Annotated in this window: 22 protein-coding genes; 9 read left to right on the forward strand and 13 right to left on the reverse strand. The window is 33.4% G+C overall.

The window, feature by feature from the left end; translation table 11 throughout:
• Window positions 1–38 precede the first annotated feature (38 nt).
• The gene (locus P2W65_RS06745; RefSeq protein ID WP_289664433.1) at window positions 39–1217 is read right to left on the reverse strand and encodes an acyl-CoA dehydrogenase family protein; all 1179 of its coding nucleotides are present in this window, start codon (window positions 1215–1217) and stop codon (window positions 39–41) included.
• 1611 nt (window positions 1218–2828) lie between these two features.
• Here P2W65_RS06745 and P2W65_RS25440 point away from each other — a divergent pair.
• A complete protein-coding gene (locus tag P2W65_RS25440) occupies window positions 2829–3140 on the forward strand; it encodes a helix-turn-helix domain-containing protein (RefSeq protein WP_434783364.1) in 312 nt (103 codons plus the stop codon).
• 10 nt (window positions 3141–3150) lie between these two features.
• Here the strand turns inward: P2W65_RS25440 and P2W65_RS06755 are convergent, their stop codons facing one another.
• The 5 genes from P2W65_RS06755 to P2W65_RS06775 are packed head-to-tail and all read right to left on the reverse strand — an operon-like array spanning window position 3151 to window position 4086.
• Window positions 3151–3294 carry a hypothetical protein gene (locus tag P2W65_RS06755; protein ID WP_289664436.1) on the reverse strand — a complete coding sequence of 48 codons (144 nt, stop codon included), beginning with the start codon at window positions 3292–3294 and terminating at the stop codon, window positions 3151–3153.
• 54 nt (window positions 3295–3348) lie between these two features.
• On the reverse strand, window positions 3349–3492 hold the full coding sequence (locus P2W65_RS06760) for an rSAM-modified peptide (protein ID WP_289664437.1): 144 nt from the start codon (window positions 3490–3492) through the stop codon (window positions 3349–3351).
• 54 nt (window positions 3493–3546) lie between these two features.
• Window positions 3547–3690 carry an rSAM-modified peptide gene (locus P2W65_RS06765; RefSeq protein WP_289664437.1) on the reverse strand — a complete coding sequence of 48 codons (144 nt, stop codon included), beginning with the start codon at window positions 3688–3690 and terminating at the stop codon, window positions 3547–3549.
• A gap of 54 nt (window positions 3691–3744) precedes the next feature.
• Window positions 3745–3888, reverse strand: coding sequence for an rSAM-modified peptide (locus P2W65_RS06770; RefSeq protein ID WP_289664437.1), 144 nt, complete (start codon window positions 3886–3888; stop codon window positions 3745–3747).
• 54 nt (window positions 3889–3942) lie between these two features.
• Window positions 3943–4086 (reverse strand): rSAM-modified peptide, encoded by a 144-nt coding sequence (locus P2W65_RS06775; protein WP_289664437.1) that lies wholly within the window; start codon window positions 4084–4086, stop codon window positions 3943–3945.
• Between the two features lie 512 nt (window positions 4087–4598).
• Here P2W65_RS06775 and P2W65_RS06780 point away from each other — a divergent pair.
• From P2W65_RS06780 to P2W65_RS06805, 6 genes are all read left to right on the forward strand, one after another.
• A complete protein-coding gene (locus P2W65_RS06780) occupies window positions 4599–6227 on the forward strand; it encodes a vitamin K epoxide reductase family protein (RefSeq protein WP_289664439.1) in 1629 nt (542 codons plus the stop codon).
• A gap of 49 nt (window positions 6228–6276) precedes the next feature.
• Complete coding sequence (locus P2W65_RS06785) at window positions 6277–6438, forward strand: hypothetical protein (protein ID WP_289664440.1); 162 nt, start codon at window positions 6277–6279, stop codon at window positions 6436–6438.
• Window positions 6439–6509: 71 nt separating this feature from the next.
• Window positions 6510–6641 (forward strand): hypothetical protein, encoded by a 132-nt coding sequence (locus P2W65_RS06790; RefSeq protein WP_289664441.1) that lies wholly within the window; start codon window positions 6510–6512, stop codon window positions 6639–6641.
• Between the two features lie 61 nt (window positions 6642–6702).
• Entirely contained in the window at window positions 6703–6894 is a 192-nt protein-coding gene (locus P2W65_RS06795; RefSeq protein WP_289664443.1) for a hypothetical protein, read from the forward strand.
• A 317-nt stretch (window positions 6895–7211) separates the two neighbouring features.
• Window positions 7212–9404 (forward strand): peptidase domain-containing ABC transporter, encoded by a 2193-nt coding sequence (locus P2W65_RS06800; RefSeq protein WP_289664445.1) that lies wholly within the window; start codon window positions 7212–7214, stop codon window positions 9402–9404.
• Between the two features lie 2 nt (window positions 9405–9406).
• Window positions 9407–10699, forward strand: coding sequence for an HlyD family secretion protein (locus P2W65_RS06805; RefSeq protein WP_289664446.1), 1293 nt, complete (start codon window positions 9407–9409; stop codon window positions 10697–10699).
• Here P2W65_RS06805 and P2W65_RS06810 read toward each other — a convergent pair.
• The 3 genes from P2W65_RS06810 to P2W65_RS06820 form a co-directional block, all read right to left on the reverse strand.
• Window positions 10696–11403, reverse strand: coding sequence for a tRNA1(Val) (adenine(37)-N6)-methyltransferase (locus P2W65_RS06810; protein ID WP_289664448.1), 708 nt, complete (start codon window positions 11401–11403; stop codon window positions 10696–10698). The two genes, P2W65_RS06805 and P2W65_RS06810, sit on opposite strands and share 4 nt — an antisense overlap.
• 80 nt (window positions 11404–11483) lie before the next feature.
• On the reverse strand, window positions 11484–12008 hold the full coding sequence (gene rimM, locus P2W65_RS06815; RefSeq protein ID WP_289664449.1) for a ribosome maturation factor RimM: 525 nt from the start codon (window positions 12006–12008) through the stop codon (window positions 11484–11486).
• Window positions 12009–12023: 15 nt separating this feature from the next.
• On the reverse strand, window positions 12024–12584 hold the full coding sequence (locus P2W65_RS06820) for a 30S ribosomal protein S16 (RefSeq protein WP_289664451.1): 561 nt from the start codon (window positions 12582–12584) through the stop codon (window positions 12024–12026).
• 191 nt (window positions 12585–12775) lie between these two features.
• Here P2W65_RS06820 and P2W65_RS06825 point away from each other — a divergent pair, with 191 nt between their 5' ends.
• Complete coding sequence (locus P2W65_RS06825) at window positions 12776–13258, forward strand: DUF6252 domain-containing protein (protein WP_289664453.1); 483 nt, start codon at window positions 12776–12778, stop codon at window positions 13256–13258.
• A 118-nt stretch (window positions 13259–13376) separates the two neighbouring features.
• Window positions 13377–13724, forward strand: a complete 348-nt coding sequence (gene rbp, locus P2W65_RS06830) for an RNA-binding regulator (RefSeq protein ID WP_289664455.1) — start codon at window positions 13377–13379, stop codon at window positions 13722–13724.
• Window positions 13725–13864: 140 nt separating this feature from the next.
• Here rbp and leuB read toward each other — a convergent pair whose 3' ends face one another.
• From leuB to leuC, 4 genes are all read right to left on the reverse strand, one after another.
• On the reverse strand, window positions 13865–14920 hold the full coding sequence (leuB, locus tag P2W65_RS06835) for a 3-isopropylmalate dehydrogenase (RefSeq protein ID WP_289664457.1): 1056 nt from the start codon (window positions 14918–14920) through the stop codon (window positions 13865–13867).
• A gap of 113 nt (window positions 14921–15033) precedes the next feature.
• Window positions 15034–16554, reverse strand: a complete 1521-nt coding sequence (locus P2W65_RS06840; RefSeq protein ID WP_289664459.1) for a hydroxymethylglutaryl-CoA lyase-like TIM-barrel protein — start codon at window positions 16552–16554, stop codon at window positions 15034–15036.
• 259 nt (window positions 16555–16813) lie between these two features.
• Window positions 16814–17410 (reverse strand): 3-isopropylmalate dehydratase small subunit, encoded by a 597-nt coding sequence (gene leuD / locus P2W65_RS06845; RefSeq protein WP_026727052.1) that lies wholly within the window; start codon window positions 17408–17410, stop codon window positions 16814–16816.
• Window positions 17411–17576: 166 nt separating this feature from the next.
• Complete coding sequence (gene leuC / locus P2W65_RS06850) at window positions 17577–18971, reverse strand: 3-isopropylmalate dehydratase large subunit (RefSeq protein ID WP_289664462.1); 1395 nt, start codon at window positions 18969–18971, stop codon at window positions 17577–17579.
• Window positions 18972–19199: the final 228 nt, after the last annotated feature.

Consider the following 19199-nt stretch of genomic DNA (forward strand, 5'->3'; position numbering starts at 1 on the left):
TTTCGCATTGATTTTATGTATATTTTAATAGTTACTGTTTATTTAAATGCTGGAATTCCAGTCACATCCATTCCGGTTATCAATAAATGGATGTCGTGAGTTCCTTCATAAGTAATCACACTTTCAAGGTTCATCATGTGGCGCATAATGGAGTATTCACCAGTAATTCCCATACCTCCAAGCATTTGTCTGGCTTCACGCGCTATATTGATTGCCATGTTCACGTTGTTACGTTTTGCCATCGAGATTTGTGCAGTAGTTGCTTTTCCTTCGTTTCTTAAAACACCCAAACGCCAAGTTAATAATTGTGCTTTCGTGATTTCGGTAATCATTTCTGCCAGTTTTTTCTGTTGTAATTGTGTTCCTCCAATTGCTTTTCCGAATTGAATTCTCTCTTTAGAGTAACGTAAAGCAGTATCGTAACAATCCATTGCAGCGCCAATTGCTCCCCAAGCAATTCCGTAACGAGCAGAATCTAAACAGCCAAGCGGAGCACCAAGCCCCGATTTATTAGGTAAAAGATTTTCTTTTGGAACTTTTACATTATCAAAAATTAACTCTCCCGTTGCAGAGGCACGAAGCGACCATTTATTATGGGTTTCTGGAGTTGTAAAGCCTTCCATACCTCGTTCCACGATTAAACCATGAATTCGGCCTTCTTCATTTTTAGCCCAAATAATAGCAATATCTGCAAATGGAGCATTTGAAATCCACATTTTGGCACCGTTTAAAAGATAGTGATCTCCCATATCTTTAAAGTTGGTAATCATGCTTCCAGGATCAGAACCATGATCAGGTTCTGTTAAACCAAAACAGCCAATATATTCTCCTGTAGCAAGTTTTGGCAGGTATTTCATTCTTTGTTCTTCGTTTCCATATTTCCAAATCGGATACATTACTAAGGAAGATTGAACAGATGAGGTTGATCTTACACCAGAATCGCCTCTTTCGATTTCCTGCATAATTAAGCCGTAAGAAATTTGATCCAGTCCAGCTCCGCCATATTCTACAGGGATATAAGGGCCAAAACCACCAATTTCTCCAAGACCTTTAATAATTTGTTTAGGAAATTCTGCTTTTTGAGCATATTCTTCTATAATAGGAGAAATTTCTTTTTTAACCCAAGCACGAGCAGATTCGCGAACCAATTTGTGTTCGTCAGAAAGTAAATCGTCTAAGTTATAGTAATCTGGAGATTGAAATAGGTCTGGTTTCATGTTTTTAATTTTTAACAAAACAAATTTAAGGAATAAAAATATAACAAATACAGCTTGATTTGTTATATTTTTTAAAGGTAAAAATAAAATTAATAGGAATTTGGCAAATTAATTGTAGTTTATTGATAATTTATAGACTATTTTTGAATACCAAAAATTAATTAAATGAGGCTGATCATCTCTTTTTTATTTTTATTTCTACTTCATACTACTGTGGCTCAACCTACAAAAGAGTTTACTGAACAAGAGTATTTAGAAATTCAGGATAAAATTCGTTTTAGTATGAACGGTAATTTTGATGAAGGACTTGAATATGCTGCTGAACTTCAAAAATCTAAAAACAATGAACATTTGGCCTTTGCTTATGGAGCAGGATCTTACTTATACCAACTAAAAAATAACCGGCTTAAATGTGATCAATGGTATAATAAAGCACTAAGTTACTATAAAAAACTTCCTGAATCTGTTGAAAAAATAAATATTAGAGCCTACTTATATAATTATAGAGGATTAACAGAATGGAAAAGAAAAAACTTTAGTGAAGCTTTAAGCAATTATCAGGAAGGAATTAAACTTTCGATCAAAACATCTGATGTTATACAAACTGTAAAATTTAAAAGTAACATCGCTTTAGTTAATGAAGAAGTTGGTAACTATGCGTTGGCTATTAAAAATTTAAGGCAGAATAGTGATTTTCTAGATAAAAATGAAGGCCTTTATGAAAAAGATCAATTTCAAAATAGTAAAAGTAATATTTATACCAATTTAGGAAATGTATATGAAGGTTTCTTCATGAAAAACAGGAATAAGTTAGTTCTACTGGACTCTGCCGAATATTTCTACAAAAGAGCGATTACTTATTCTCAAAGCTATATAGATAATAAAATGACTGCCACTCTTAGTCTAGGAAATATCTATTTGTTAAAAAAAGATGTAAAAAACGCAGAAAGAGCGTATTTTGATATTGCAATGTATGCGAAACAAAATAAGGATGAAACGTATTATAAAATTGCAAGTTATAATCTAGGAGAACTTTACTATGCTCAAAAAAAATATGATAAAGCTTTAGTCTTTCTGAAAAAGATCGATTCCATGGCTCTGAAAGGAAAAAAAATAGATAACAGCTATTTTCAATCCAATTATATTCAAGCTAAAATATATAATATAAAAAATGAACCTGAATTGGCTTTCAAACATTCTAAATTATACTTAGATGCTTATGAGAAATATGAAGGAGAATTGAGAGAAGAGGCTTTAGAAGTTAACTATAAACTAGGTACAGCAAATCTAAGTGGTGAGATGTTAAGTATTCAGGAGAAGTATAAATATGAGGTTTTATGGAATAAAGCGCTTAAAGTTTTCTATGTTATTTTAGTAGTAGGAATTGTATTCTTTCTGATTAAAAATATTCGCGATAAAAATAAAGCACAGAAAAAAATGAATGCTTTAATTGAAGAATTTAAAGCTAATTTAGAGAAAAAAGAAATTGAGAAAACAACTGAGAAACCTATAGTTTTAGAAGTTCCAGAAATAGAAGATACACTACTTAAAAAGGAAAATGCGAATTTGAGTATTGATGAAGCTAAGGAAAATAAAATTGTAGAAAAATTATTGGCACTTGAAGAAAAATTAGAATATTTAAATGCCGATTTTACACTCTCTTATGCCGCTAAAAAAATCAAAACCAATACTACTTATTTATCTTATGTTGTAAATAAAAGATTTGGTAAATCGTTTGGGGAATATTCTAATGAATTAAAGATTAATTATGTTATTAATCAGATGATTACGAATCATTTATATCGTAAATATTCTACTCAGGCAATTGCCGAAAGTGTTGGTTTTAAAAATGCAGTTTCATTTGCTAAATCGTTTCGCAAAAGAACTGGAGTATCTCCAGCTCAATTTGCGAACAATATTTAGAGCTGAATTCTTAACCATTTCCGCCTCCTCCATTTTTAAGTGGGTTTGGTTCCTCTGGTGGATCTGTATCACCACCGGCTTTTACATTTTTCTGTGCTTCCCTGCTGATTTTTTCTAGTTGAAAATCTGAGATTTTCAGTGAATTATTTTTCATATTTTCTACTTTTTTGGATTGTTTTACTGATTTTTTATTCTTTTAGAATAGTAATTAACCATTTCCTCCTCCGCCATTTTTAAGTGGGTTTGGTTCTTCAGGAGGTGTTAAAGGATCACCGCCTTTTATGGTTTTCTGCGCATCTCTGCTTATTTTTTCTATCTCGAAATCTCCTAATGTGAATGTTCTCTTTTTCATTTCTCTTCTTTTTTTGGATTGCTTTACTTATTTTTTATTCTTTTAAAATGGTAATTAGCCATTTCCTCCTCCGCCATTTTTAAGTGGGTTTGGTTCTTCAGGAGGTGTCAAAGGATCACCGCCTTTTATGGTTTTCTGTGCATCTCTGCTTATTTTTTCTATCTCGAAATCTCCTAATGTGAATGTTCTCTTTTTCATTTCTCTTCTTTTTTTGGATTGCTTTACTGATTTTTTACTCTTTTAAAATGGTAATTAGCCATTTCCTCCTCCGCCATTTTTAAGTGGGTTTGGTTCTTCAGGAGGTGTCAAAGGATCACCGCCTTTTATGGTTTTCTGTGCATCTCTGCTTATTTTTTCTATCTCGAAATCTCCTAATGTGAATGTTCTCTTTTTCATTTCTCTTCTTTTTTGGATTGCTTTACTGATTTTTTTATTCTTTTAAAATGGTAATTAGCCATTTCCTCCTCCGCCATTTTTAAGTGGGTTTGGTTCTTCAGGAGGTGTCAAAGGATCGCCGCCTTTTATGGTTTTCTGCGCATCTCTGCTTATTTTTTCTATCTCGAAATCTCCTAATGTGAATGTTCTCTTTTTCATTATCTTTTAAATTTTAAATTATTTTTTTTGTACTATAAATCTGTCATATGTATTTTAAAGCATTTTTTTAAATGCATTAAAATGATGCTTTAATTTTGGTTTATGTTTTGAAATTTTGGGTTTATTTTTGATTAAAAAGCAGTAAAAAAACGATTCTTAATGTAGGTTTAAACTTTCAAATAACAAGCTGCTTTTTATTTTTTTATAGGGAGAATTTTACTTCAAATTTGAGACTTTTCTGACTTATTTTAGCCACTTTTTATCTTCATTTTTCATGATTTATTTCTTTAAAATCATGAGGTTTTTATGCTTTCTTTTCCATGTTTTTAGATGTTTAGATTATTGCTTTTCCAAAACTAGATAAAAAGTAAAGCCGTTAATCGAAAATTAGCTTTCTGAAGTTTTAATTCAAAAAAATAGAATGTAATTCATTGTTTTTCAAATGTTTGTATTGTTTACTATGCTTGGTATAATTTATAAATTGTATGTGGTATAATTAATAAAATGTATACATGCATGAGATAATTATCAATAAAAACTCCAATCTTTGCAGTGTAATTATGATTTTAAAACGATCAAAAGTGATGTTAAAACTGGTCCAAAAATTTCTACAAATCAATCGATACTCAGACATAAAAAATGAGTTCAAGGATCTGTTTTTGTCTCATCCAAATTATCCAAGTTTATTTGCTATTACAGATTCGTTCGATTTGCTTTCTGTCGAGAATGCGGCAGTAAGAGTTTCGAAAGAGCAGATAGTAGATTTGCCTTCTAATTTTTTGGCTTATTTTAAAGAGGAATTGATTTTGGTCGAAAAGATTAAAAATGGAGTTAGAATTACAACATTAAAAAAAGGAAGTCAGAAATTATCGTATGATAAATTTCTTTTGGATTGGAATGGTGTAATAGTTGCAATTGAACCAAATAATGTAGTTGCAAGAGAAAATTTGAAAATAGAGTACAATTGGTTGAAATATTTTCTGCCTTTAGTACTTCTTACAGGACTTTCATTTTTCTATAATGGGTTTAATGCATTTAGCAGTGTTTTTTTAGCCACTTCAATTTTAGGTTTAATCGTAAGTATATTTATTGTACAGCAGAAATGGGGTGTTAAAAATACGGTAATTTCAAAATTTTGTAATTTAAGTTCTAACTCTTCTTGTCATTCTGTGATAAGCTTTAATGATGATATTGCAAATAGATGGTTGAGTTTTTCAGATTTACCATTGCTTTTCTTCAGTTCAAGTATTATTGCAATTTTAGTACAGCCGTTGAGCTCTGCTATATTTGTTGGGTTTTTAAGTTTATTGTCTATTCCAATAGTAGTTTGTTCTATTTGGATTCAGAAATTTGAAATTCAAAAATGGTGTGTAATGTGCTTAGCAGTATCATTTCTGATTTTAATTCAAAGTATTGTCTGGTTTTCATCTGATCTATTTACATTGAGTTTCAGTTTCAGCAATGTTTTTCCTTTTATATTCTCTTTATTGCTTTTGATTCCAATTTGGGCGGCGGTCAAAGTAATGATCAAGAATATACTGGATAATGAAAACTCATTAAAAGAACTTAAAAAGTTTAAAAGAAATTATTCACTATTAAATTTCTTGTCAAAAAAAGTAAAGTATACAAAAGGCTTTGAAGATCTTAGAGGTCTAAATTTTGGAAATAGAAATGCGGCAGTAAAGCTTTCTATAATAATCAGTCCTAGTTGCGGACATTGTTATAAGACATTTCAAGAAGCTTTTGATTTAGTTTTGAAATTTCCAGATAAAATATTCTTAAACGTTCTTTTTAATATTAATCCAGAAAACAATGATAATCCATATAAAGCTATAGTGGAAAGATTATTGACGATTAATAGAACGACTCCAGGAAAAACTGTTGAAGCAATTTCCGATTGGTATATTAAAAGAATGGTACACAAAAAATGGCTAAAAAAATGGAATGTTGATTCTGTTAGTATGATGATCAGCCAGGAAATTCAAAAACAATATGATTGGTGTTCAATGAATAATTTTAATTATACACCCGTTAAGATTGTAAATGAGAGATTGTTTCCAAATGAATATGAATTAAGCGAGTTAAAATATTTCTTGAATGATTTTGTTGATGAAGTTCAAGTTTTAGAAAGAACAGCGTAAAAATATAGTAACCCCAAATACCTGCGTTATGTTAAAAAATATATTAAAATTGAAAGGTGCAGTAGAATTGACTGCGACTGAGCAAAAAACAATAAATGGAGGGAATGCCCCTATTTGTGAGGACGGATTTAAAGCTAAAAGATGTACGGAATTTGGAACGGTGCCATCATATTGGAGCTGTGTGCCAAATAGCTATGTTGGCAGCTGTTAGTGCTTAATAACTAAAGTCTCGGATTTTCCCAGATTTTTGAGACTTACCCAAAAAAATGTAAATAACCAATTATGTTAGAAAAAATTTTAAAGAGTAAAGAGACCAAAAAGCTGACTAAAAAAGAGCAGAAAAACATTTTAGGAGGAGAATATGCAACAGAACCCAATTGTGATAATGCTGCTGAAAAATATTATGCTTGCTAATTTTAATATTTATATAGTAACAGAGCTAAAATAAACTCTGTTACTATAAAATTGTATTGATATGCTGAAAAACATTTTAAATCTTAATGGCGCTCAGACTATAACTAGAAATGAGCAGAAAGCTATGAGAGGTGGAATTCCTGATTGCTGGATTTATGCAATTGAAGCAGGATGCATTTTGATACCGCCAGGCGAAACTTGTCCGATAAATACAGCATCAGGTATTTGTGATACAAGTCGTCTTTGTTGTTGATTTTTAACTTTTTTAAAAGTAATACGATATAGCCTTATTTAGAATTTAGTCATGTTTTTTTTGAATGTATAGGCGCTCGATCGTGGAACATTGAGCATTTTCTCAGTATTGATGATTGGTACTGAGATTCTTAGGAGTTGGCCGCTGTGTTTAATTTTAATTGGTTAGGGTAAAACCGCGGCCATGTCCTAAAGAAATTGTGTTGCTGGTAATTTGTTTATAAATACCCAAACAGAGAAGATTTATATCTTCTCTGTTTTTTTATGGATTAACAAGAATTTTTTTTCCTACTTTAGTCTTGAATAAATCAAAATAAATTGAAAAAATTCGCTCACTACAGACAAGCCGATCATAAAGATTGCGGGCCTACATGTTTAAAAATTATAGCTAAATATTACGGTAAGACAATCAACATTCAAGAGTTGAGAGATTTTAGCGAGACTACTCGTGAAGGTAGTAATCTGCTTTTTTTGAGCGATGCTGCCGAAAAAATCGGCTTTAGGACTTTAGGAGTAAAATTATCTGTACAGAGAATTGAAGAAGCTCCCCTGCCTTGTATTCTTCATTGGAATAAAGATCATTATGTAGTTCTATATAAAGTAAAAAAAGACAAATATTATATTTCAGATCCTGCTTTTGGACTTCTTGAATACAACAAAGAAGAGTTTGTAAAATTCTGGATAGGAAATAATGCTGATGATACAACAAAAGAAGGTATAGCATTATTAATAGAAGCAACTCCTCTATTTTTTGAATCTGATTTTGAGAAAGAAGAAAATAAAGGACTAGACTTTCGATTTCTATCCAAATATTTATTTCAGTACAAATCCTTTTTAATGCAGCTTGCAATTGGACTTCTTGCGAGCAGTTTACTTAATTTAATTTTTCCGTTTTTAACGCAAAGTATTGTAGATGTTGGGATTCAGAATCAGAATATTAACTTCATCTATTTAATTCTTTTTGCAATGCTGTTTGTTTTTGCTGGAAGAACCGGTTTAGAATTAATTAGGAGCTGGATTTTACTTCATTTGTCTACCAGAATCAGTATTTCTCTTATCTCAGATTTCTTTATAAAACTAATGAATCTGCCCATTTCGTTTTTTGATGTTCGAATGACCGGAGATATTATGCAGCGAATTAATGATCATCGCCGTATAGAAAAAATACTGACAACCTCTTCATTAAATGTTCTTTTTTCAGTTATAAACATGTTCGTCATGGGAGCTGTTTTGGCCTATTTCAATCTGCAGATATTTTTAGTTTTCTTTATTGGCAGTGTTTTTTATTTTGGATGGATCACACTATTCTTAAAAAGGAGAGAAGCTTTAGATTATAAGCGTTTTGCTGAAGTTTCAAAAGAACAGAGCAAAGTAATGGAGCTCATTAATGGAATGCAGGAAATAAAGCTTCATAATGCGGAAAAACAAAAACGCTGGGGATGGGAGCATGTTCAGGCTAGACTTTTTAGAGTTTCGATAAAAGGACTGATTTTAGAGCAGACACAAACGATTGGCTCTTCTGTAATTAACGAATTAAAAAATATATTTATTATTCTGCTTTCTGCAAAATTGGTAATAGAAGGCTCTATAACGCTGGGTATGATGCTTGCCATTAGCGCTATTGTTGGAAGTTTAAATGGTCCTATAACGCAGCTAATAGAATTTGTAAGAGAATTCCAGGATGCTAAAATTTCGCTGGCAAGATTATCTGAAATTCATGAAAAAGAAGATGAACTGCAGCAAGAATCTCATCAAACAACCGATGTTCCTTTTGATGCCGACATTGAGATCAAAAACCTTTCGTATCGTTACATGGGTTCTGATACTCCAGTTCTAGATGATTTAAGTTTAGTGATTCCGGCTAAGAAGGTGACTGCAATTGTAGGTGTCAGTGGCAGCGGAAAAACAACTTTGATGAAACTGCTCTTAAAGTTTTATGAACCTGAAAAAGGAGAAGTGACAATTGGAAGTACGCAGCTCAAAAATATTTCTCAGAAAGCTTGGAGATCCAATGTTGGTGCAGTAATGCAGGAAGGATATATTTTTGGTGATACCATTGCCAATAATATTGCCTTAGGTTCTGATCGAATTGATAAAGAACGACTCATTTATGCTACAGATGTTGCTAATATTAAAGAATATATTGCAGGATTGCCTTTGGGATTTAATACTAAAATAGGAGGAGATGGAATGGGAATGAGTACAGGACAGAAGCAGCGTCTTTTAATCGCAAGAGCAGTTTACAAAAATCCTGAAATTTTATTTTTTGATGAAGCTACTTCGGCTTTGGATGCTAATAATGAAAAAGAAATTATGAGAAAACTGGATATCTTTTTCGAAAATAAAACAGTAGTAGTAATTGCGCATAGATTAAGTACAGTAATGAATGCAGATCAAATTGTCGTTTTGGACAAAGGAAAAATTATCGAAATTGGAAATCATTCTGCTTTAGTAGAGCAAAAAGGCAATTACTTTGAATTAGTTAAAAACCAGCTTCAGTTAGGAAATTAATTATGGCAGAAGAAAAAGATACCTTTGAATTAAGAAGTGAAGAAGTTCAGGACATTCTAACCAAAGTACCACATTGGATGATACGCTGGGGAACGGTCTTGATATTTGCCATTATTGTCATGCTGTTTTTTGTGTCTTGGTTTGTTAAATATCCAGATGTTGTAACAGCCGAGATAGTAATTACAACTAATATTCCTCCTGAAAAAATTGTTTCAAAATCCTCAGGAAGAATTGAAGCTATTCTGGTAAAAGATAAAATGGTAGTTTCAAAAAATAGTACACTTGCCATTATTGAAAATACAGCCAACTACAAAGATGTTTTCTTGCTGAAAAGCATTGTCGATGGTTATAATATTAATGCTGTAAAAGCGTTTCCTTTTGAATTGTTAAAAAACAAGCAGTTAGGAGAAATAGAAAGTGCTTTTGCCGTTTTTCAGAAAGATTATCAAGCGCAGGAACTTAATCAAAATCTGCATCCTTTTGAAGTTGAAAGTAGGGCGCAAAGCTTTGAGAAAGTACAGATTAAAGAAAGATTGGAGATTCTGCAGCAACAAAAAGGAATAAATGAAAGTGAATTAGAGCTTCAAAAAAATGAAGTAGCCCGTTTTGAAGTTTTATTCAAAAAAGGAATTATTTCGGCTCAGGAGATGGAAGCAAAGAAACTTGGATTCTTGCAAGCAGAAAAGAGTTATAGAGGGCTTTTGTCGTCAATTTCTCAATTAAGGTCTTCTTTGATAGATAATACAAAATCAAGTCAGAATTCACGTATAAATAGCACGAGAGAAGAAGTAAATTTAGGACGAAGTATGGCGCAGTCTTTTTATCAGCTGAAAAAAGTGATAAAAGATTGGGAATTGGCTTATACTTTAAAATCTTCCATTAGTGGTGTAGTAACTTTTCTTCAGGTTTGGAATGAAAGCCAGACTATAAATGTTGGTGATAATGTTTTTTCGATAATTCCAGATGCTAAAAATGGTTTTGTCGGAAAAGTGAAAGCTCCGGCATTAAATTCTGGGAAAATAAAAGTAGGGCAGAGAGTTAATATTCGTCTGGCAAATTATCCAGACCGCGAATTTGGTGTGCTGAAAGGTGAAATCAAAAATATTTCCCTAGTTCCAGATAAAGATGGGAATTTACTCGTAGATGTTACACTTCCAAACGGATTAAAAACATCTTATGATAAGCAAATTGTCTTTCAGCAGGAAATGAAAGGTAGGGCTGAAATTGTAACCGAAGATCTTAGATTAATAGAAAGAGTTTTGTATCAGTTTAAAAGTATTTTTGAACAGGTTTAAAATTTTAAATAAAAATCTTTAGCCAACTCAATATATTCAGGAGTGTAAACGTGTCTTTCGATTTCGATAACTAACTCGTTTATTTCAATTTCAGAAATTTCATTTCGGCTAAAAGCCAATAGACTACGTTTGATTTCTGATTTAGAAGTTCCTTTAACACGTGTAATTTTTAACGGATACAATTCGGATTCTTTCGCCAAAGCGATGAATTTTTGTTCTTCTTTGAAAGGAATAATAATGGCTAAAACTCCATTTTCTGAAAGTAATAAATCGGCGGCTTCAACAATTTCTTCAAATGGCATTGCATCTTGAAATCTTGCTAAATCTCGTTGCTCATTATCCGTTTTATAATTTTCAGCATAAAAAGGCGGATTTGAAACAATCAAATCATATTCGTCTTCTGGCTCATCAATAAATTCATCTAAACCAGCATGAAAGCAAAATAAGCGATCGCCCCATGGAGAGGCTTCGAAATTTTCTACTGCCTGTTCGTATGCTTCTTCATCAATTTCAAGAGCGTCAATTTGTTCTGCATTAGTTCGTTGCGCAAGCATTAAAGCAATAATTCCAGTTCCAGCACCAATATCTAAAACACTAAAAGGATTGTGATTAATTGGTGTCCATGCGCCAAGTAAAACACCATCTGTGCCAACTTTCATCGCTGTTTTGTCTTGTTTTACAGAGAATTGCTTAAATTGAAACATTTTGATTTATGATTTGATAAATTGCCAATTCGTAATGCAGTTAGAAAACTGAATACTAAAAACGGTCACTGAGCACTAAATTAAAGGTACATCTCAACAAGACCTTCTGGAAGATTCATAATGACTTTTTTGTTTTCACGATCGATTTTTACTAAAAAATTATCAATCATTGGAACTAGGATTTCTACTTCGCCATTCAAAACTTCAAAAAGAGGCTGAGCAGTAGAATCATTAATAGAAGTAATTTTCCCGAAAACGCCCAAACGCTGATCTTCGATTTCAAAACCGATAACTTCGTGGAAATAAAATTTGTTACCAGTAAGTTTTGGTAACATAGTTAGAGGAAGGTAAATACCATTTCCAACAAGAGCATCAGCATCTTCTTCAGTATTTACATCTTCAAAACGAACTCTAAGAAAGTCGTTTTTGTGCATTGAGCTAGATTCAATAAAAAAAGGAACCAAGTGTTTGTTGTGTTCAACAAACACTGATTCCAGATTTTCGTATAACTCAGGTTCGTCTGTGTCTAAATAGATCAGAACTTCCCCCTTGAAACTAAATTTTTTAGCGATTTTACCTAAATAAAAACAGTCTTCTTTACGCATTATCGCTAAGTAAAATTATGCTTCAGTTGTTTCGTTATTCTCTTCAGCAGCAGGAGCTTCTTCAGTTGCTTCAGCAACTTCTTCTGTAGCCTCAGTAGCTTGTGCAGCGGCAACAGCTTCAGCTTGTGCAGCAGCAGCATCAGCAACACGTTTAGCGTTAACTTCTTTTTCAGCTTTTAAAGCTTTAGCTTTAACATCAGCTTGTGCTTTTGATAAACCATCTTTTTTAGCATCAACTTTTCCAGCTTTAGCCTCTAACCAAGCCGCTAATTTAGCGTCAGCTTGTTCTTGAGTTAAAGCTCCTTTACGGATACCTCCATCAAGGTGGTGTTTCAATAAAGCACCTTTGTAAGAAAGGATAGCTCTTGCAGTATCAGTTGGTTGAGCACCATTGTGTAACCATTTAACTGCGCTGTCAAGGTCTAATTCAACAGTTGCTGGGTTAGTGTTTGGATTGTAAGTACCGATTTTCTCTAAGTATTTACCATCTCTTTTTGAGCGTGCATCTGCAGCTACAACCCAGTAAAAAGGTTTTCCTTTTTTACCGTGTCTTTGTAATCTAATTTTTACTGACATAATCTTATTGATTAAATTTTGAGGTACTCGACCTCTGTTAATTAAGGGCGCAAAGATATAATTTTTTTATCAAATATGCGTTTTTAAAAGGATTAATTATAATTGAGTCGTTTTTTTAGCATTTTTTTGACTTTTTAATTTAAGTATTTAGCTCTTAATGCGATACTTTTGCATCAAATTCATTTTTAAATATGAAAAAATACTTTTACTTTTTATCATTTTTACTTATCATAACATCTTGTACAGAGGAAGTAAGGTTTAATAATCCAGCTTTTCAAACCTTAAAAGATAACACTTTTTGGAGATCACAAAGTTATTGGTCAGGAACGCAATCTAGTGGCGTTTTTACTATTGAAGGAATACTAGGTTATGAAAAAATAAGTTTTCAGTTTCCCCAGCAGCCGTCACAAAAGACATATGTTTTAGGGGTAGATGATTTTACAAAGGCGACCTACAAAAACTCTTATACCGGCCAAGAAGCGGAGTTTACGACAGGAGCAGGAAGAGGCAGCGGACAAATTATAGTGACCGAATACAATACGACTGAAAAAACTATTTCAGGTACATTTAAATTTACGGCAGTAAATATTGATGACACAAATGAGAAAAAAGAAATACGTTTTACCGAAGGTGTGTTTTACAAAATTCCAGTTGTGTTAACTTCTAATTTCTGATAGGCTGTTTTTTTACGTTTATAGCTTTTAAAATCTAAATAAAAACATAAATAAACTAATATATAATAGATTACAGAATAATAAGATTACATTTGCTTATTATTATAAAAAAGTATCTATGAATATTTTCGTTGGAAGCCTTCCATTCAGTATTGAGGAAGCAGATTTAAGAGAGTCTTTTGAGGCTTATGGAACAGTTGACTCTGTTAAAATTATTACTGATAAATTTACTGGAAGAAGTAAAGGCTTTGGTTTTGTTGAAATGCCAAATGATAGCGAAGCTCAGAAAGCTATCGACGAATTGAATGGTGCTGTTGTTGCAGGACGTACAATCGTTGTAAATAAATCTGAGCCAAAACCAGAAGGCGAAAGAAGAAGTTTTAATAACAATCGTGGTGGAAATGATCGCGGTGGTTACGGAAACAACCGTGGAGGAAATGACCGCGGAAACAGAGGAGGATATTAATATTTTTTTTCTAAAATATAAAAGGGATCAACGAAAGTTGATCCCTTTTTTAATGTCTAAAAATTGTTTACAAGTTTAACGTTCTTGCAACCTGACCCGATGCTTTAGCCGAACGGGTGAAGCAAACAAAAATGAACTAATTATACATTCGCTGCTAACCAGTCACCTACTTCTTTAGTACCGTAGGCTTTACCTCCATTTGCTAAATCTTCAGTAACTACTCCAGCTTCTAAAGCTTTGTTCACAGCATCTCTCATTGCTTTTCCTTCTTCCATCAATCCGAAGTTTTCGAACATCATAGCAGCAGATAATACAGTAGCCATTGGGTTGGCAATGTTTAATCCTGTAGCTTGTGGGTATGAACCGTGAATAGGTTCGAATAAAGATACTTCAGCTCCCATAGAGGCAGAAGGCATTAATCCCATTGAACCTGAAATTACAGAAGCTTCGTCTGTTAAGATATCACCAAATAAGTTTTCAGTGATTAATACATCATAAGAGTTTGGCCATTGAACTAAACGCATTGCTACCGCATCAACAAATTCGTAGCTCACTTCAACCTCTGGGTAGTCTTTTTCCATTGCCTGAACCGTTTCTCTCCATAAACGAGAAGTTTCCAAAACGTTTGCTTTATCAACGCAGCATAATTTTTTAGAACGTGTCATTGCTAATTCGAAACCTTTTTTAGCTAAACGCTGTACTTCGGCTCTTGTGTAAACGCAGTTGTCGTAAGCTGTATCTCCGTTATCTTTTCTTCCTTTTTCACCAAAGTAAATTCCGCCAGTTAATTCTCTTAAGAAAACTAAATCAGTTCCTTCAATTCTTTCTCTTTTTAGTGGCGATTTATCTAATAAAGATGGGAATGTAAAAGTTGGTCTTACGTTTGCAAACAAACCTAAAGCTTTACGCATTTTTAGTAAACCTTGTTCTGGACGAACTGGTGCAGAAGGGTCGTTATCATATTTAGGGTGGCCAATTGCTCCAAAAAGAACGGCATCAGCATTTTTACAAACTTCGTGTGTTGCATCTGGATAAGGTTCTCCTACTGCATCAATTGCGGCAGCACCAGTTAAAGCTGGTTTCCAAGTAATTTCATGTCCAAATTTTTGCGCAATTGCATCAGATACTTTTACTGCTTGATCGATTACTTCTGGTCCGATTCCGTCTCCGGCTAAAAGGGCTATGTTTAATTTCATTTTTAAATATTTATTATTTTAAGGTTCAAAGTGACAAAGAGGCAAAGGTTCAAAGTTTTAAAAGCAGACTAAAATCTTTGTCTCTTTGTCACTTTAAACCTTTGTCACTATAATTAAGTTATAATGTTAAGCATTTTTTGTGTCGCAATAATCGCTGCAACGGTTTGGTCAGAGTCTAATCCGCGGGTTTTGAATTCTTTTCCGTTGTTTACCCATGTGATAATGGTTTCGCACAATGCATCAGAGCTACTTCCGGGAGGGATTCTTACTGCATAGTCAATCAGTTTTGGAAGCGTCAATTTTTTGCTTTTGTAAATCTTGGATAAAGCATTCATAAAAGCATCAAACTGACCGTCTCCTTGTGCGTTTTCTTCGATTATTTCTCCGTTTAAATTTAAAGATAAAGTCGTAGAGGGACGCATTCCTTTAGAATGAACCAGCATATAAGAGTTTATCGTGATTTTTTCTTCGTAAGTATGACTGTCCAAAACATCCGAAATAATGTATGGTAGATCTTCCTTTGTAACTGTTTCTTTTTTGTCACCCAGTTCAATAATTCTTTGCGTAACCAATTTCAAATCTTCGCTGTTTAATTTTAAACCTAATTCCTGAAGATTTTTTTCGATATTGGCTTTTCCAGAGGTTTTTCCTAAAGCGTATTTTCTTTTTCTTCCAAAACGTTCTGGAAGTAAATCATTAAAATAAAGATTGTTTTTATTATCTCCATCAGCATGGATTCCAGCTGTTTGTGTAAAAACATTATCTCCAACAATTGGTTTGTTGGCAGGAATTCTGTAACCAGTAAAGGTTTCTACCAGTTTACTTACAGAGTACAAAGATGTTTCTTTTATATTGATTTTTACTTCTGGCAGATAATCATTAATTACGGCAACTGTGCTTTCAAGTGGCGCATTTCCAGCACGTTCTCCCATTCCGTTTACGGTTACGTGAAGTCCGTTGATTCCGGCTTTTATGGCTTCCATAACATTAGCGACACTTAAGTCGTAATCGTTATGAGCATGGAAATCAAAATGAATGGTTGGATATTTGGCTCTGATTTTTGAAATAAATTCAAAAGTTAGAGACGGAATTAAAACCCCTAAAGTATCAGGAAGTAAAACTCTTTTAATTGGCTGTGTTGCTAAGAAATCTAGAAATTGAAAAACGTAATCTTGGGAATTTCGCATTCCGTTGCTCCAGTCTTCCAAGTAAACATTAGTTTCAATATTGTTTTCTTTAGCTAAAGAAATGATTTGAGCGATTTCAGAAAAGTGTTGTTCAGGTGTTTTTTTCAATTGATGCGTTAAGTGATTCATTGAGCCTTTGGTCAATAAATTTTGTACTTTGGCGCCGGCTTTTTTCATCCAGTCAATTGAAACGCCTCCGTCAACAAACGTAAGAACTTCAATTCTGTTTATATAGCCGCGTTCTTCAGCCCATGAAGTAATGCCTTTTACGGCTTGAAATTCTCCTTCGCTCACGCGAGCCGAAGCAATTTCGATTCTATCAATATTTAATTCCTCCAGCAACAATTGCGCAATGGTTAATTTTTCTGCGGCAGAAAATGAAACTCCTGAGGTTTGTTCACCATCACGGAGTGTCGTATCCATTATTTCAATTTTTCTTTTTTCCATATTGATATTCAAATTTCTAAAGGGGTGGATAGTTGATATCCCTGTTTTAATTTTGACGCTGATTTAACGGATTCGCTTTCGTGAAGACGCTGGTAAAAACGGATTTTTATTATTAGTAAAATAAAAATCTGTGTTAATTCGCTTCCGATAGTTATCGAGATTGCGAAAACAAATCAGTTTCATCCGCGTCCTATTTATTCTAGAAAGACCCGAGAGGTTTTGAAGCCTGTCGGGTCTAATAGACTGAATGATATTGCTATTAGTAAGGAAGTTTATCGGCGAAAGCCTTAATATCTTCTTTCATATCTTGTAAATAATCAATATCGTCAAAACCATTAATTAGGTTGTTCTTTTTGTAACCGTTGATAGCAAAAGATTCTTGCTCACCAGTTGACAGCAAAGTAATCGTTTGGTTTGGAAGATTGATTTCTAATTCTGTATTAGGATCAGCTTCGATAGCTTTGAAAATATTAGCTAAAAATTCTGGACTGATTTGTACTGGTAAAACACCAATATTCAAACAGTTTCCTTTGAAGATATCAGCAAAGAAACTAGAAACTACGGCACGGAATCCGTAATCGTAAACTGCCCATGCAGCATGTTCTCTAGAAGATCCAGAACCGAAGTTTTTTCCTCCAACCAAGATTTTTCCACTGTAAGTAGGATTGTTTAAAACGAAATCAGCTTTTGGAGTATCGTCTCCGTTGTATCTCCAGTCTCTAAAAAGGTTGTCTCCAAAACCTTCACGTTTTGTAGCTTTTAAGAAACGAGCCGGAATGATTTGATCTGTATCTACGTTCTCAATTGGCAACGGTACGCCGCTGCTTGTAAGTATGTTAAATTTATCGTATGCCATTTTTTGAAATTTTAGATTTTAGATTTTAGATTTTAGATTTTCTTTTGAAAACTTAAAATTTTAGAATCTAAAAATGTTTTGTATTAAATAATGTTGATCAATTTTATTTGAAGAAATTTAGATAAAGATTGCACAAAGTGAGAAATCTAAAATCAAAATCTCCAATCTAAAATAACTCGCGCGGATCTGTTAGTTTTCCTGTAACAGCAGCAGCAGCAGCCATAATTGGACTTGCAAGAAGCGTTCTTGAACCAGGTCCTTGACGACCTTCAAAGTTTCTGTTTGAAGTACTTACTGCATATTTTCCAGCAGGAACTTTATCGTCGTTCATTGCTAAACAAGCAGAACAACCCGGCTGACGTAATACGAAACCAGCTTCAGTCAAAATATCTAAAATTCCTTCTTCTTTAATCTGTGCTTCAACAACGTGAGAACCCGGAACTAACCAAGCCGTAACATTATCTGCTTTTTTTCTTCCTTTTACAATTTCAGCAAAAGCTCTAAAATCTTCAATACGTCCGTTTGTACAACTTCCTAAGAAAACGTAGTCGATTTGTTTTCCAATCATTACGTCGTCTTCGTTGAAGCCCATATAAGCTAAAGACTTTTTGTAAGTTTCCTCACCTCCTTCAACTTCTTTTGCATTCGGAATATGTTTTGTGATACCAATTCCCATTCCTGGATTAGTACCATAAGTAATCATTGGTTCGATATCTTCCGCTTTAATGTTTAATTCAGCATCAAATACAGCGTCAGCATCCGTTTTTAAAGTTTTCCAGTACTCAACAGCTTTTGTCCAAGCTTCTCCTTTTGGAGCGTAAAGTCTTCCTTCTAAGAAATCGAAAGTAGTTTGGTCAGGAGCAATCATTCCTCCGCGAGCTCCCATTTCGATACTTAAATTACAAACTGTCATACGACCTTCCATAGTCATGTTTTCAAAAACATCACCAGCATATTCAACAAAATATCCTGTACCTCCAGAAGTAGTTAATTGAGCAATAATATAAAGCGCCACGTCTTTTGGGCCAACACCTTTACTCAATTGACCGTTTACGTTAATACGCATTTTCTTTGGTTTAGGCTGCATAATACATTGAGTTGAAAGCACCATTTCAACTTCAGATGTTCCGATACCAAAAGCAATTGCTCCAAAAGCACCGTGAGTAGACGTATGCGAATCTCCACATACAATAGTAGCACCTGGCAAAGTAATTCCGTTTTCGGGACCAACTACGTGTACAATTCCATTTTTTTGGTGACCTAATCCCCAGTGCGAAATTCCGTATTCTTTAGCATTATCTTCAAGAGCCTGAAGCTGATTAGCAGAAAGCGGGTCTTCAACTGGTAAGTGTTGGTTTATGGTTGGTGTATTATGGTCGGCAGTTGCAAAAGTACGCTGTGGGTATAAAACGTTAACGCCTCTTGATTTTAATCCTAAAAAAGCAACAGGGCTCGTAACTTCATGAATGAAATGGCGGTCAATAAAAAACACATCTGGCCCATCTTCAATTTTACGCACTACATGTGAATCCCATACTTTGTCAAATAATGTCTTACTCATTTTTTATTTTTTTTAATTGTAATTTCTATAACCACAGCAATTCCCTGTTCATTATAATAGCAAAACAAAAGTAAAAAAAGATAAAAAAGCGTCAATTTCGATATTTCATTTTATACGATACCCAAACTAATTTACAAATTGTGAAACCACTTTTGTAAACTAAAATTTGAAAGAAAAATGATTAAGAAATGGATTTGCTTTTTCTTTTTCGGCTTTAATTTTTCTTGT

Origin of the sequence: Flavobacterium panacagri (genome assembly GCF_030378165.1) — a bacterium.
GTDB lineage: Bacteria > Bacteroidota > Bacteroidia > Flavobacteriales > Flavobacteriaceae > Flavobacterium > Flavobacterium panacagri.